This is a genomic window from Campylobacter concisus (assembly GCF_015230035.1).
Lineage (GTDB): Bacteria > Campylobacterota > Campylobacteria > Campylobacterales > Campylobacteraceae > Campylobacter_A > Campylobacter_A concisus_BK.
In genome coordinates this window covers 15738-30923 of the sequence record NZ_JAAKZD010000002.1, presented here as the reverse complement: position 1 = coordinate 30923, position 15186 = coordinate 15738, and the positions used below count along the sequence as shown (strand labels likewise).

Genomic DNA, 15186 nt, shown 5'->3' with positions numbered 1-15186 from the left:
AACCGCCACAACAAAAATGCCAACTAAAATAATATAATCCGACATAAGAAACCTTTACGTTTAAAATTTGCACTATTGTAACTAAATTTTTAACAAAATAAGAACTTTATAACCGCACATATCATAAAATAATCAAAAATCATAAGGAGAAAATGATGAGCGAAAATGAAACTCTTTTTATCAACCGCGAATTAAGCTGGCTACGCTTTAACTCAAGGGTGCTCGCTCAGTGTGAAAAGGATATACCTTTACTTGAAAAGCTAAAATTTATAGCCATTTATATGACAAATCTTGATGAATTTTATATGATAAGAGTGGCCGGTCTAAAGCAGCTTTTTGCAGCTGGAGTGACGACAAGCAGTAGCGATGGCATGAGTCCGCTTGATCAGCTAAGAGAGATCAGAAAGTATCTGCAAGATGAGCAAAATTTAGTCGAGGCTCACTACAAAAACACCGTGGACGCACTTAGTAAAGAGGGTCTTTTTATTAAAAACTATGACGAGCTTGACGATAGCTTAAAGCAAAAATGCGACGAATACTTTTTCTCAAACATCCTGCCAGTTATCGTGCCTATCGCTGTTGATGCGACACATCCATTCCCTCACCTAAACAACCTTAGCTTCTCGCTTGCCGTTAAACTTGCTGATATCGAGCATCCTGAAATTTTAAAATATGGCATGATAAGAATTTCAAGAGTATTGCCAAGATTTACCCAGCCAAGTAGCAACGTCTTTGTGCCTATTGAGACGATCGTACACCGCCACGCAGAAGAAATTTTCCCAGGATATAAGCTCATTAGCTCGGCTGCCTTTAGAGTGACAAGAAACGCTGACATCGTCATCGAAGAAGAAGAGGCGGATGACTTTATGATGATACTTGAGCAAGGGCTAAAGCTTCGTAGAAAAGGGGCTTTTGTGCGTATGCAGATAGATAAAGATGCAGACGCTGATATCTTAGAGTTTTTAAATTTTCACATGAAAATTTTTCACAAAGATATCTACTTTTCAAGCATCCCGCTCACGCTTAGCTCTCTTTGGGAGATAGCTGGGAGCAAGAACTTTAGCCACCTAGCAAATCCGCCCTACGCCCCAAAAACCCTGCCTCCATTTGGTAACGGTATCTCAGTTTTTGACGCCATAGACAAAGAGGATGTGCTGCTAGTTCATCCATTTGAGAGCTTTGATCCAGTCGTTAGCTTTATAAGAGAGGCTAGCAAAGATCCAAAGGTGATCTCGATACGCATGACGCTTTACAGGGTCGATAAAAACTCACCGATCATCCAAAGCCTGATAGACGCTGCAAGCGACGGCAAGCAAGTAACCGTGATGGTCGAGCTAAAAGCAAGGTTTGATGAAGAAAATAACTTGCACTGGGCAAAGGCGCTTGAAGATGCTGGCGCACACGTGATATATGGCATCACAGGCTTTAAAGTCCATGCAAAAGTTAGCCAAGTGATCCGCCAGATCGGCGATAAACTCAAATTTTACATGCACTTTGGCACTGGCAACTACAACGGCAGCTCAGCTAAAATTTACACTGACGTGAGCCTATTTACGAGCAAAGAGGAATTTAGCCAAGATACGACCTCGTTTTTTCACATCCTCTCAGGATATAACAAAAACCGCCGTCTAAACGCCCTTAGCATGTCGCCCTTTCAGATAAAAGAGCGCATCATCGAAAAGATAAGAGTGGAGGCCAGCAAAGGCAGCGAGGGCAGGATCATCGCCAAGATGAACGCGCTAATAGACGAAGACGTGATAAACGAGCTTAGCCGCGCCTCAAACGCAGGCGTGAAGATCGACTTAATCGTCCGAGGTGTGTGCGGGCTAAGGCCTGGCGTAAAAGGCAAAAGTGAAAATATAAGAGTTCGCTCGATCATCGGTAAGTATTTGGAGCACGCTAGAATTTTATATTTCAAACACGCTAATCCAAAAATTTACATCTCAAGCGCTGACTGGATGCCACGAAATTTAGAGCGTCGCTTGGAGCTCATGACGCCTATCTTTGAGCCAAGACTACAAGAGAGACTGCTTGAAATTTTAGAGCTTCAGCTAAGCGATAATGACCTAGCATTTGAGCTACAAAATAACGGCGAATACACAAAAGTAGCTAGACGCGAGGGCGAAAAAACGATCTCTTGCCACGAAGTTTTAGAAAACTATATCTCTAAAATTTACAAATCCGTCAAAAAAGACACAGACAAAGCAAAAGCAGATATGCTTGCAAGCAAGCTTTTAAAAGAGAGCTAAAAGATAAATGGCTTTTAAATTTAAGTTTAGAAGCCATTTTTATCTTAAATAATAAATCTTAAACCAAAAGACTAAATTTAATCTTCTAGCTAAATTTGATTCCAAATTTAGCTAGCAATTTTAGCAAAAGTAAAATTTCACATTAGCACAAGCTCTAAATTTAGCTACAAAAGGCAAACCGCCTAGCAAACTGCGTCATCAGTAGCGACGGCTTGGCTATTTTACACATACAAAAACTAACATTCACGAGAAATTTATCACAACGGCAACGTTGTTTTAGGGCTTTTATAAAGATCGGCGCTTGCAGGGCGATAGATCGTGACGTTATTGAAAACACAATGATCGCAAACCGAGAAAAAGATAGACGATCTCGTTTAAATAGGTCATAGCTAAATCAAATTTCTAAATTCCCAGCCAAGTGGCTTAAATTTAAACCAGCCCTACTCCAAAGCTATTAAAACTGGCTCTGGTTTTAGCTTTACGCTTGGGGCATTTTTGCTAAAGCTTATGAGATCCTCTGTCGTTTGGATGCTAAAAGGTAGGCGAGTTAAGCAGACTTTGAAAATTTCAGCCGCTGCTATGGCGTCATTTAGGGCTCTGTGATGGGTGTTGTTTATGCCAAGGAGTTCTTTTAGCGAGCCAAGGCCGTATTTTTGCGAGGCGATGGTGCGGCGGCTAAGATCGATGGTGCAAAGCTTTCTATTTAGCAGTATGCCAAGGCCGATCTCATTTAGGCTGTGCGAGATAAATCCGTAGTCAAAATTTACGTTGTGCGCGATAAAGACGCTAGTCCCCAGAAAAATTTTAAACCGCTCCAGCACGTTTAGTAAATTTGGCGCACCAACTAGATCGCTCGCTCTTATGCCAGTTAGCTCTGTGATATTTTCAGGTACCATAGGAGCTGCTACAAAGCTTTCAAAGCGCCCTATTTCAGTGCCATTTTTCATTTTTATAGCGCCTATTTCTATGATCTGTCCATTTGTCGTACCACCAGTCGTTTCGATATCCACGACGCAAAATTCCTGCTCGCTTATATCTCTAAATCTCGTGCCAAGCTCGATCTCGTTGCTTTCATTTCTAGTGATGTCAAGCCCGAGAGTTCGCCACATATCAAGGTCGCGCACGTCAATGAGCGATGAAATTTCCTCGATATCGCTAAATTTCAAGATAAACTCGTGATAGCCTAAATTTTGCCTAGCTAAAATTTCAATGCTATTTTCTAAACGCTGTTTTTTTGGTTTCAAAACTCAAGCTTTATGGCGCGAATGGCTTGTTCGTATGAATTTGATGAAAAGATATAGCTGCCAGCCACCAAGACATCAGCCCCAGCCTCTTCAAGATCAGGTGCATTTAGTCCGTTTACGCCGCCATCTACTTCGATGAGGCACTTGGCATTTTTGCGCTCTATTAGCTCTCTTAGAGCCCTTGTTTTCTCAAGCACGACTGGCATAAATTTCTGACCGCCAAAGCCGGGATTTACGCTCATTAAAAGCACCATATCGACTTCATCGATGATGTGCTCGATCGCGCTAACTGGCGTGTGTGGATTTAGCACGATGCCAGGACTTACGCCGTTTTTTCTGATGTGATCGATGAGCCTCATTGGGTGCTTCTCTTCTTCGATATGAAAGGTTAGAAATTTTGGCTTTAGCGGCAAGAAAAGGTCAGCAAAAAATGAGTTATTTTCAACCATCAAATGAATATCAAGTGGCTTTGTAGCAGCCTTTACAACGGCACTTACCACGACTGGTCCGATGGTTAAATTTGGCACAAAATGCCCATCCATAACATCAACATGCACCAGATCGCACCCAGCCTCGCAAATGGCTCTTATCTCAGCTGCTAAATTTCCGAAATCAGCCGACAAAATACTAGGTGCAACGTACATTTTAAATCCTTATTTACTTATAAAAATCACGCCAGTTTGGCTCTCTTTTGCATTTAATGTGGCATAAATTCCACTGCTTGCTCTGTCAAAAAACATCTCATTTTCGAAAAATTTAAAGTTGCTAAGTTTTACCTTTAAATTTCTCTCGATGAAAATATCTAAAATTTTGCTTGCAATGATACTAAAAATTTGAGAAAATCCGCTTAAACAGCCACACTCTAGATCGCCATTATCTGAAAAAATCGAGCAAATTTTACCAAGCTTGTCCTTTTTAACACCAAGCAAAATTCTCATCTGTATGTCGCCATAAAAGAGCACGCAAGCCCTCAAATAGTCATTTTCGCCCTCTACATTAAAGTTGCTGATCTTTGCATCAAGGCATAAAATTTCACTCTCTATCAAAGGCGAGAGCACGTCTGTGACGCTTGAAATGACAAGTGGCAAAAACTCAACTAAATTTTTATTCATCTTTGTGGGCTCAATGTCGATAAGGCGCTTTTTAAAATAAAGCGTCGAGTCATCTTTGAAAAAGTCATCCATCTTTTTATATAAAAGTATCTTTGCCGCTTTTAAATTTGACGCAAGTGTCTCTGAGATGTTGCCCTCATTTAAGCCACAAATCGCCACTATAGCGCCACTTTTTTGGCTCAGCTCAGATAGTTTTATCAAAAAACTAGCACCTATGGTATTTAAAGCGCCAACCGAATCAGACCAAAAAACAAAGAATTTAAAGCCAATTTTTTGCAACCTTTCGTGAAATTTATAGTCAAAATTCTGCACAAAAGAGCTATCTATAAGCCCTGCTGCCTTGTAAATGACAACGTCGCCTCTTACAAAGGTGCTAAACTCTTTTTTACCTAAAACGATGTGATTTAGGGTGCTAATGGTGTATTTGTAAGCTTGTTTGGCAGCGTTAAATTCTTCTACGCTTTTTACAAATTTACACTTGTAGCACTTTTGCTCCAAAAGCGAGTTGATGTAGTCTTTGTACTGCTCATTTTTGTTATAAATCACGATAGCTTCGCTGCTATCTGCTAGTGTATCGTTTAAAAACAGCGTCGCAACTTTTTCATTTTCAAAGAGTGAAAATCTCAAAATATTTTTTGAAGTCTTTGCGACAAGCTCGTAAAAAGTATCGTCATAGTCGCAGACTGCAAACTCAGCGCCTATCTCTCTGGCGATGCTTGATAGATGCTCGCATGTGCTATTTAGCCAAAGTGGGCTAAAAAATGTGACATTTTTTAATGAAAGCAAAATGGCGCTTATCTGCCTTGCGCAAATTTGCTCTACTTCGGCCTTTTTGATACTTGAAGGGGTGATATTAACCTCTAAAAATCCAAATGGCCTAACTATGGCTAAAGAGCCCTCAAAAGTTACTTTCATTTTCTAAGAGCCTTTTTTAAATTTATAACCATATCAGCCGAAGCATGGACGCTAACATCGGTGATCCTATCGATGCCAAAGTCAAAAAATTTAGCAATGCTTGCCTCATAAGAGAGCAAAATTTTAAAGTATTTTAAGACCAAAACCTCTTCTCTAGTGAGCCTATCGCTATCCCATCCCGCAAGCTTTAAAAGTACTCCAAATAGCGAAATATCAAACCTTCGCTGCAAGATCCTATCAAAGCTCATATCAGAAAAACCAACGATATGTTTAAGCGAGTGTGGATACTTTAAAAAGATCAGCTCGCAAAATATAAACAAAATTAGCGCGTAGGCAGCTAGAAACAAATTTTTTTGATTTTTTAGCCCAAGATAGTTTAGAAGCTTGCTCCAATCAGATAGAAATTTGGCATTAAACTCCATCATCGAGTGTAAATTTACACCAAAATTTTTATATCTTTTTGGAGATTTGATAAAAACAAAATAAGAGCAAATTATCATTTTTAGGTTGTCTATGCCAACCATATATGCCATTAAATATATATCTTTTGACCAACTTTTAAGAGCAAAATCTCCTAATTTTATAACAGTAGTAAAATATGCTTTAAAAACTTCGTCACCCCTAAAAAGCTCCATAGCAGCAGTGATGTCGCCCTCATCTAAATGCTTTTGGCACTCATAAAAAACATCGGGCATTGTATAGATAAAATTTGAAATTTCATCTATTTGATTTTTAGTTAGCATTTTTGTTTTACCGATTTTTTTATTTTGGGGCTATTTTAGCCTTAATTAAATAAAAAATCAACAAAACTTATAAATATAAATGTTCATTTTAAGCAATACTTTGGTTTTGTTTAGATAAAATCAGCAGAAATTTTTGTTTATAAGGAAAAAAAATGTCAAAAAGATGTGCAATAACTGGCAAAGGACCAATGGTAGGCAACAACGTGAGCCACGCCAACAATAAAACTAAAAGAAGATTTTTACCAAATCTTAGAACTATCCGTGTTACTCTAGAAGATGGCACAACAAGAAGAATAAAAGTTGCTGCTTCTACTCTAAGAACAATGAAAAAGCAGTCAAACTAAGAGATAAAATGAAGAGGAATTTATGTCTTTTCTCTCAAGACTTTTAAAATTCCTCAACTGGTCAAACTCCGCAAAACCAGAAATAAGCCTAGATACTGAGCTTTACGAACAACTAAAACCTTTTAGATTTCCACTAATTTCAGTGGTATTACTGTTACTTTTTGGAACACTGGGTTATATCTTTATAGATAACTTCTCTCTCATAGATGCCTTTTACCAAGCAGGTATGACATTCACGACGGTCGGTTTTACCGAAGTTGCGCCCATAACTCCAAAGGGGCGAATTTTTACTATAACATTTATCCTTGTTGGCTTCATCATTTTTACGCTATCAATCGGTATCGTTGTAGAAGTTCTAAAAAGAGGCACATTAATTAGCATTTTAAAGGAAAGGCGTATGCTTTACAAGATCGCAAGACTAAAAAATCACTTCGTTATTTGTTATCACAACCTCTACACGATCGAGCTTAGTGCTCAGTTTCGCGAAAATCACATACCATTTGTAGTGGTTGATGACAGAGAAGACATCGCAGAATTAGCTCAAATTTACAAGTATCCATACTTCATAAAAGCTCAGCCTCACACTCAAATCGCCTTTTTAAAAACGCATCTATCAAGTGCAAAAGGACTAATCACTCTTAGCCCAAATATCGCTGACAATATCGCACTTATCGCATCTGTTAGACTTTATGAAAAAGAGATAGGCCGCAAAAAACCTTACCATATCATCACAAACTCCGACAGTGAAGATGACACACAAAGGCTTAAAAAACTTGGTGCTGATAACGTAGTCAGCCCATCTCGCCTAGTCGCACAGCGTCTAAGTGCCATGAGCGTAAGACCTGATATGGAAAATTTACTCGAGCAATTTCTATACACAAAAAGCTCACCTATCGACATAGAAGAAATTCTTGTGCCTGACTACTCTTGGATCAGGTTTAAAAGACTAAAAGAGACGCACCTAAGAAATATCACAAACGCTGACGTGGTCGGCATTAGAGACATAAATAATAAATTTATCCCGATGCCAAATGGTGACACTCTAATTGGCACAGGCACAAAGCTTTTAGTCATCGGCACAGTTGATGGCATACGACTAACCAAACGCCTAGTAAAGAGCAAGCATAAGCCAGAAGAGCTAAAATACGTTTAGTTTTTTGCATTTTGTGATAAATTTGACTTAACCACTAAGCTTTTATAGATCTAAATTTAGATAGCCAAATATTTACAAAGCCTTGTTAAAATTTATAAATTTTTTACAGGAGCTACGTATGTTACACGAATACACTGATCTCATAAATGAGTTGAAAAAAGTAGATGTTCATTTTGCCGCACTTTGCAAAAAGCATGACGAGCTAAATGAAAAGATAGATAGCAAAGCAGCGCAAGCCTCTGAGCTTGATGCCTTGAAAAAAGAAAAATTAAAACTAAAAGATGAAATTTACGCTCAAGTTTTAAAATACAAAGAGCAAAAATAAGCAAACCATTTCCAAACCATTTTTTGCTTTTAAATCTTGGTTTGGAAAATTTTATTTTTAATAAAAATAATTTTTTTACAAAAAACCTTGACAAATGGCATTAAAGTCTATATAATTACAACTCTTAAAAACATTGGGGTATCGCCAAGCGGTAAGGCAACTGGTTTTGGTCCAGTCATTCAGAGGTTCGAATCCTCTTACCCCATCCACTTTTAAAAATCCCAAATAACTCTTATCGCGGAGTAGAGCAGTGGTAGCTCGTCGGGCTCATAACCCGAAGGTCGGCGGTTCAAATCCGTCCTCCGCAACCAAATACCCATTTTATCGGCACTCCGAGCCACTTTTTAAAATGCTTAAATTACTCTGAAATTGAATTAAGCAAAATTTCGATAGTTTCTTTAGATTTTTTGACGTTTGCAGTTATATATTTTTGCGTAGTAATTATATTTGTATGACCTAGCGTAAATGATACTTGCTCGATAGGAATTTTAAGATAATTAATTGAGTATGTGCCTATTAAATGCCTAATATCGTGCAATCTTATCTTTGGCAAATTATTTCTTTTAAGAAGTGAAGCCCAACTTTTACGCAAATCTTTAAATTTATCATCTGTCATAGGATTAATAAATACATAATCATTTAGACGTTTTTGCTCTTTAGCTACTATATACCTTTTATAAAGCCTAGAATATAACTCATCACTCATCTTATAAATCATATCTCTTTTCGCCTTATTGATCTTAAAAGGGATAGTATAAGTTCTTGTTTTAAAGTTTATATCGCTAAATTTAAGGCTTAATACTTCATTTTTACGCCTGCCGTGAAGTAAAAAAAAGAATATATCAGAGCTTGCATCGGTATTTTCACAAATAGCTTTTATAAAGCGTTTTTGAATAGCTATCGGATAATCAAAATATCTTTTATTGTCAAATTTTGGAAGCTCAATAAAATCACAAGGATTTTTACTTATTAGCTCCAGCTTGATGCCAAGCTTAAAGATAACTTTAAGCTTAGCGACAATATTTTTAATTGTCTTAATCTTGTATTCTTGCTTTATTAGATCATTGCAAAACTTTTGAATATCAATAAAATTTATCTTTTTTATATCTCTTAATCCAAGCGAGTTTTTAAAATGCTTGTTATAAGTAGCTATATCACTTCTAAGGGTTGAAGAGCTTAATATAAGCTCATAATAGCTAATATAATTATCAAAAAGATCATTTAAACACATTTTTAAAACTCATTACAAATCAAAAATCTATCTACAAAGCTATCAATATCAGGGGCATTTAAATCGTGCCTTTCGTGATAGTGTGTAAAGTTATCTAAATTACGATCTAGCATTAAATTTTCAACGTAAGCCAAGTGTTGAACATTCACATCACCGCCCAAGCTTTGATAATAATTAACTAGCTCATAATCTCGCATTTTGCTTACTGGCTTAACTCTTTTTTCAGTCTTAAACAATTCATCGCAAATTTTTAAAATTTGCCTTTGTTTTAAAGTGCTACCAAAATTCTTTATTTCATCGCTTGCATCTTCATCAACTTTATTATTTATCTTTAATCTATCGTAAAAATTCATAAGCCTGCCATTTATAAAATGCTCCAATCTGCCATTTAAATAAATGATCTCTTCTTTATTAAAAGGCAAATTTATATAAATATAATCATCTTTTTTATTCCACTCAATTAATGCCCTATGATCGTTTGTTAAGTCGTTTAAATGATAAAAGTCTTGCATTGAGCTAATAAAATTAATCTTTCTATACACCCACAAAGGCACTTTAGTGCGTGAGCTTAAAAAACGTCTAACCTTATGCTTTACATACCACGCAGAAAGCTCATCGAAATCCTGAGTTTCCTTTAAATTTATGAAAGTCTTTTGAATATATTTCATCACGTAGCCACTGGGATTATTAATTGAAGTTTGAAAGCCGTTTAGCTCGCCGTTTTTCTCTTGCTCACTTGTAATGGCGTCTGTCTTTAAATTTTGTGGAGCATAAAAGATATTTGTATAAATTCTTTTCATAAAATCAAGCGTATAGGCTGGGACGTAAAATAAAGCGTGAATATGTGGCACGCCGTCTTTTTTGTGTGGCTCAAAACATCTTATATAGCTTCTATCTATTTTTTTAAATGCTTTATGATAGCGCTTAAGAAACAAAACCCATTGGTAATTCAATACGGCAACCAAATCAGAGATAGTCAAAGGTGCTAAATTTTTAGCCTTATATTTGATTTCATCAGGTAAATACTTATAATCAATAGACTTAAATTTAGAATAATCGCCATTTAAAGCACCCCTAAAACAGCCGTTTAAAGTGATCGTTAAGAAAACTGGCACTTGAAAGTTATCAATAGCAAATGAGCTAAACACATTAACGCGGTTAGACACTTCAGCGTAATATTTCGGGCTAAAGTTTGCTGACATTGAAATATCAAGCAAATTTTTAACCTGCCCTAAACTATTAACAAAAGAAAAAGAGCGCATATACTCCCTTTGACTATCAAGCTTCTCTTGACAAAGCTCTACATCAAAGGGCGAAACACCGTATAAATTCCTTGCTCGCATAGTCGCTTCCTTAAAGGTGAAAGTTTTTTATTAATTTGACAAGAGCCACCATTTGGCGGACTTCGTCCGCACAAATGGTTGGCTTTTTGGCTACGCCAAAACACACTTAGGCGAAAGGGGGCTTTTATGACCCAGCTGGCTCGTTTGTTGCACGGCTCGAAAAGGCTGGACGAACTAAAAAGCTTACTACTCGCCTTTTGTAGGGGATATCCCCTACACCCCTTAAAACATTAAATTATTTGAATTGTGAGAGTTAAAACAGAGTTTATTTCGCTGTCTTGCTCTACTGAAAAAAGATACTTAAGAAGCCAAATATCTTTAAGGATAGGCACGCCGTTACGTTGCTTAGCAGTAGTTTTTTTATTTATGCCGCTAAGAACCAGAACGTCGCCACGCTTTAAAGAATATGAACTTTTAAGCTCTTTCTTTGAAACAATGGGCGTTAGAGATGAACTTTGAGAAAGAATATCTTCAAGGATTAGATGTAAGTCAAAATCAATGTGATCGGATAGGATTATAGGCTTTAAATTGATTTTTAAACCAATGTCTTTATATTCATAACTATCAGTCTTTTGGTAATTAACGTTTGATATATCAGTTTTTGAAACAAGATAAGGGATATTTTGGACAGAACTAAAATAAACTTCTGTGTGATTTTTTGCCGTCAAGACTGGCGAAGAGATGATTTTTGTAATGCCGTTTGTATCAAGAAAATTTAATATGCCAAAAAATGCACTATCATCGTTTTTAATGACGTTTGAATTAGTAATGTAAGGCGAAGTAATTAAATTTATATAGTAAGCTAAATCGCCGTGATTAAGTGGCTTAAGTAAGCCCTGCAAATTTGTGCCTAAATCTTTTATATCTTTTAAATTTGTTTCAGTAATTGTAAGCTTAAATGTTACTTGCTCTAAGCTTTTATCGATCTTAGCGATAGCGTCTTTAACTTGATCAAAAATGTAATCATCAGCCCTAAAGAAGACAGAATTTGAAGCGGTCGCATAGGTAGCATTTAGATCAAACTGGCTTAAAATTTTATTGACATCTTCGACAACATAATTTTTAAGATCGATACGCCTTAAATCATAATCAGGCAATTTTTGAGAGCTTACATAGTAAAAATTATCTTTTTTGTAAAGATACAAATTCTTTGCTTCAAGCATCTTTCTAAACATCGAAATCGTTATTTTTACTTCGTCTTGATAGATAAAATAGTATTCGCCTTGATGAATGCTCTCATCAGTTACAATAGCTATATTGTTCGCCTTACTCGTTAAACGTGCGAAATCTAAAAGATCAGTATAAATTTCAGCAGAAAAAAGGCTATTTAATAGCAGACACGGAAGAATTAGGAATTTGATTAAACTTTTCATCGGAAACACCTTTGTTATTTTTTTGTAAATTTTGAAAAACTGGCTTGTCAAATACGTAATAGTATTTAACAAGCTCGTGAGATTTTGGCTCGAAATAAAAATATAATGGGGTATGCGTTGAAGAAATGTAACTAATCAATGATAATGGGTACAAATGATAATCATCGCTAAAATGGCAATTATTGTTAAGGCAAGTAATATCATAAATGTAAATTTCAGAAAGATCAATATTATTGTTTTTAAGCTTTTTATCATCAAAGAATAAATTTGAATTTTTAGGCTGCTCGGAAACTGGAACAATAGTTTTATTTTCAATAGGTGGAACATCTTTATCAGGATTTTCAACTTCAAACATAGACATAACAATAAAATAAAAATAAAGTAAAAGTAAAACAAAGACTAATACAGCTAAAAAGAAATAGAAGCGAACAAATGATTTTTTATTTGAGCTTTGCCCTGAGTGATAAAGATTAAATACTTCTTCAAGAAATGGAATATTAATAATCTCTAATTGATCTTTTTTATAAAGCCTAAAGCTGGCATACACTTCATAACGAAATTTCTTTGAGAATAATCTTCGTGAGCTATCAACAGCCCTATAAAATTTCTCTGCGATGCGTTTATATTCATTATTTACAAGCGTTAGATCTTGCGTAATTAAATAAATATCTTGATATAAATGCCTATGATATGTAAGCCACCAAACTAAAATTTCATCTTTTTGATTTTTAAAGAAGTTGTGACACTCATCAAGAACGAATACACAACCATATAAATTTAACTCTTTGGCTTTTTCATTTACTTCATTATCGGTAGCACCAGTCTTGTAAAGAGCATATAAATTTCTTAAGCCTAAATAAAATTCATCAAAATCAAACTTTTTAAATTTATCGCATAGATCAAATTTAAACTCATTAATATTCGTATAACAAAATGAATAATTAGGCTTTTCTTTAGGTTTAACAAATTTAGTTAAAAATGTCTTCTTAGGCTCATAAAGAAAGAGCTTATATATCATAAAGACAGCGTAATAAGTTTTACCGCTTCCAGGATTGCCGACTAAATACGTAATCATCTTTATAGCTTAGCAAGAATAAAGGTTATTAAAGTTTCGCGAACAAATCTAAAGACTACAATACCTATTTTCGTAGCGTAGATAACAAAGAAACTCAACAATATAGGCGAGAAAATAGCAAATACATCGCAAAAAGCATTCCAAGCACCTAAAGCCCTTAAAACAGAAATTGCAGTTACAAAAAGCTTATCATTGCCTACAGAAAGATTATTAATAAAATCAACAATATAATTAAATTTCGAATATATAAAATTTATAATATAAAGAACAGCGGTTGCGTAAGAAAGGATTAAACCGCCCAAAATGGCATTAATAATAACCATTTTTGAAAAAGTAACAGCACGAAGAGCATAATCAACAATTTTTCCCCACTTAAAGAAGCTAAAAAAATTAAAAATCACTGCAATAATTGCTGGCATATACTACCACCCCATAAAAGTAAATAAAAATAACTTGATAATAAGCACCAAGAACAAAACAAAAAAGGCTACATAAAAGAAATAATAAAGAGTTTGAGAAGCTGGAGAAATAGATTTGCAAATATCAAAAGTTACATCTTTTTCAAAATATATTAAGTTAATTCTATAATTTAAAGGGCAAGTGCTTGAAATAGAACCCTTATTTAAAGACATTAAATTTCCGTCTTTAATCTTTTGCAAAGTATCCATTAGACTAGCTTTTACATCATTTACAAAACTAAAACTATCATCAACGGCTTTTTTAAATTCACCTTCAAATTTACCTGCATCTTTTTCAAGATCGCCAAAATCTAATTTTTGAGCTTCAGCATCATCACCCCTACCTTCTTCGCCTTTGCCGTCTTCTTTGCCGTCACCTTTTCCGTTTTCTTTGCCATTGCCGTTATTAGGATTTGGCTTTGTTTCTACACCAGTCCCACCGCCACCGCTAGAACCATTGCCAGAAGTGCCACCAATATTATTATTTGAAGGGTTGCCAGCTTCCCCGCCAGAGTTGTTTGAGTTTTCATTATTGTCCTTTTTATTAGGTTTAGTATCTTCTTTTTTATTGTCTTTATTGCTTGAATTTGTAGAGTTGTTATCATTTTTCTTGTCTTTATCTTTATCAGGTTTAGGGTTTTCTTTGTCTTTATCGCTTGAATTTGTAGAGTTGTTATCTTTCTTTTTATCTTTGTCTTTATCTTTATCATTCAATTTAGGCTTAAAACGAATTAATTTACCATCTGAGCAACTACCAAATTTAAAAGGTGGTTTAATCACCATCACACCAGGTTCATAAGAAGAACCAAAACCAGAGCAAGCGCAACGCATTATTTGATCATCACTTAAAGCGTTAGAGCAATCAACGCAACCGCCTTGAGCTGTACCGTTTGAATAGCCATATTTATTTAAATTTTTATCAGAACAATCAACATAACAAAGATTGTTTTCAGCATCCCAAGACTGACCAGCTGGACAAGCTGGCACGCATTGTTTTAAATTAGTGTTAAAATTCTCGCCAGCATTACAAGTAGTAAATTTAGAAAGACTATAAATTTTAACATAAGAAAAAGCTACAGATCTAACATCTAAAGCACCTTGAAAAGATGAAGAATTATCTTTGCAAGAACCAATATTAACACCATTATTAAATAAACAATATAAAGACTTTTGCCCAAATGAAGAAAAATAAGAATATAAAGTTAAATTCTTACTATCAAATTGAAACCCAGCCCAAGAAACACCTAAAGAAAGATCAACAAACTCAACATTAAAACTATTATGTTGATAAACATCGTTATCTATTTTTATAAAATTATCAGGCATCAATAAAGCATCAACAGAAGAACCAAGATTATATCTACTTAAAGAGTTACCACGATATAAACCAATACTATAAGCATCAGGCCAATTAAAAGCAAAACCTAAAGAGCTTAACAAGCTAAGCAGGCAAAGAATTTTTAAAAGAAATTTCATAAGAAATCCTTAAAAAAACTTTTTTGTAAATAGGACTAAGCCAGCACAAATCGGCAAGGTTAAGATCATAAACCAAATAAATATAGAGAAAAAATAGTCAAAAGCTGGGACGCCAATCACACTAAACATTTAAACACCTTTTTTA

The 15186-nt window shown here is 35.2% G+C and carries 14 protein-coding genes and 2 tRNA genes; 6 read left to right on the top strand and 10 right to left on the bottom strand.

The genetic code is table 11. The features are described 5' to 3' along the window. Positions 1-131: 131 nt before the first annotated feature. Positions 132-2249 carry an RNA degradosome polyphosphate kinase gene (locus G6W41_RS01390; RefSeq protein WP_346010873.1) on the top strand — a complete coding sequence of 706 codons (2118 nt, stop codon included), beginning with the start codon at positions 132-134 and terminating at the stop codon, positions 2247-2249. Between the two features lie 440 nt (positions 2250-2689). Here the strand turns inward: G6W41_RS01390 and G6W41_RS01385 are convergent, their stop codons facing one another. The 4 genes from G6W41_RS01385 to G6W41_RS01370 are packed head-to-tail and all read right to left on the bottom strand — an operon-like array spanning position 2690 to position 6263. Next, positions 2690-3493, bottom strand: a complete 804-nt coding sequence (locus tag G6W41_RS01385) for a 3'-5' exonuclease (RefSeq protein ID WP_194170385.1) — start codon at positions 3491-3493, stop codon at positions 2690-2692. Then, the gene (gene rpe, locus G6W41_RS01380) at positions 3490-4137 is read right to left on the bottom strand and encodes a ribulose-phosphate 3-epimerase (protein ID WP_194170384.1); all 648 of its coding nucleotides are present in this window, start codon (positions 4135-4137) and stop codon (positions 3490-3492) included. Before rpe ends, G6W41_RS01385 begins: the two co-directional genes overlap by 4 nt. A 9-nt stretch (positions 4138-4146) precedes the next feature. Continuing rightward, positions 4147-5520, bottom strand: a complete 1374-nt coding sequence (locus G6W41_RS01375) for a hypothetical protein (RefSeq protein WP_194170383.1) — start codon at positions 5518-5520, stop codon at positions 4147-4149. Next, on the bottom strand, positions 5517-6263 hold the full coding sequence (locus tag G6W41_RS01370) for a hypothetical protein (protein ID WP_194170382.1): 747 nt from the start codon (positions 6261-6263) through the stop codon (positions 5517-5519). Before G6W41_RS01370 ends, G6W41_RS01375 begins: the two co-directional genes overlap by 4 nt. A gap of 152 nt (positions 6264-6415) precedes the next feature. Here G6W41_RS01370 and rpmB point away from each other — a divergent pair, with 152 nt between their 5' ends. From rpmB to G6W41_RS01345, 5 genes are all read left to right on the top strand, one after another. Beyond that, complete coding sequence (gene rpmB / locus G6W41_RS01365; RefSeq protein WP_002942221.1) at positions 6416-6607, top strand: 50S ribosomal protein L28; 192 nt, start codon at positions 6416-6418, stop codon at positions 6605-6607. 22 nt (positions 6608-6629) lie between these two features. Beyond that, positions 6630-7760: a potassium channel family protein gene (locus tag G6W41_RS01360; RefSeq protein WP_009293929.1), complete on the top strand. Its 1131-nt coding sequence runs from the start codon at positions 6630-6632 to the stop codon at positions 7758-7760. A gap of 118 nt (positions 7761-7878) precedes the next feature. After that, positions 7879-8085 (top strand): DUF465 domain-containing protein, encoded by a 207-nt coding sequence (locus tag G6W41_RS01355; protein ID WP_021088212.1) that lies wholly within the window; start codon positions 7879-7881, stop codon positions 8083-8085. A gap of 134 nt (positions 8086-8219) precedes the next feature. Next, positions 8220-8294, top strand: a tRNA-Gln gene (locus G6W41_RS01350). 27 nt (positions 8295-8321) lie between these two features. Next, positions 8322-8396: transfer RNA gene (locus G6W41_RS01345), tRNA-Met, on the top strand. A gap of 47 nt (positions 8397-8443) precedes the next feature. On the opposite strand, the gene G6W41_RS01340 is transcribed toward G6W41_RS01345, so the two are convergent. From G6W41_RS01340 to G6W41_RS01315, 6 genes are all read right to left on the bottom strand, one after another. Next, a complete protein-coding gene (locus tag G6W41_RS01340; protein ID WP_194170381.1) occupies positions 8444-9316 on the bottom strand; it encodes a tyrosine-type recombinase/integrase in 873 nt (290 codons plus the stop codon). A 2-nt stretch (positions 9317-9318) separates the two neighbouring features. Then, complete coding sequence (locus G6W41_RS01335) at positions 9319-10659, bottom strand: rolling circle replication-associated protein (RefSeq protein WP_194170380.1); 1341 nt, start codon at positions 10657-10659, stop codon at positions 9319-9321. A gap of 230 nt (positions 10660-10889) precedes the next feature. After that, a complete protein-coding gene (locus G6W41_RS01330; protein WP_103644209.1) occupies positions 10890-12032 on the bottom strand; it encodes a type II secretion system protein GspD in 1143 nt (380 codons plus the stop codon). Next, complete coding sequence (locus G6W41_RS01325; protein ID WP_194170379.1) at positions 11983-13107, bottom strand: zonular occludens toxin domain-containing protein; 1125 nt, start codon at positions 13105-13107, stop codon at positions 11983-11985. Before G6W41_RS01325 ends, G6W41_RS01330 begins: the two co-directional genes overlap by 50 nt. Before the next feature lie 2 nt (positions 13108-13109). Next, the gene (locus G6W41_RS01320; RefSeq protein WP_194170378.1) at positions 13110-13526 is read right to left on the bottom strand and encodes a hypothetical protein; all 417 of its coding nucleotides are present in this window, start codon (positions 13524-13526) and stop codon (positions 13110-13112) included. A gap of 3 nt (positions 13527-13529) precedes the next feature. Beyond that, positions 13530-15041 carry a hypothetical protein gene (locus G6W41_RS01315; protein WP_194170377.1) on the bottom strand — a complete coding sequence of 504 codons (1512 nt, stop codon included), beginning with the start codon at positions 15039-15041 and terminating at the stop codon, positions 13530-13532. Positions 15042-15186 lie beyond the last annotated feature (145 nt).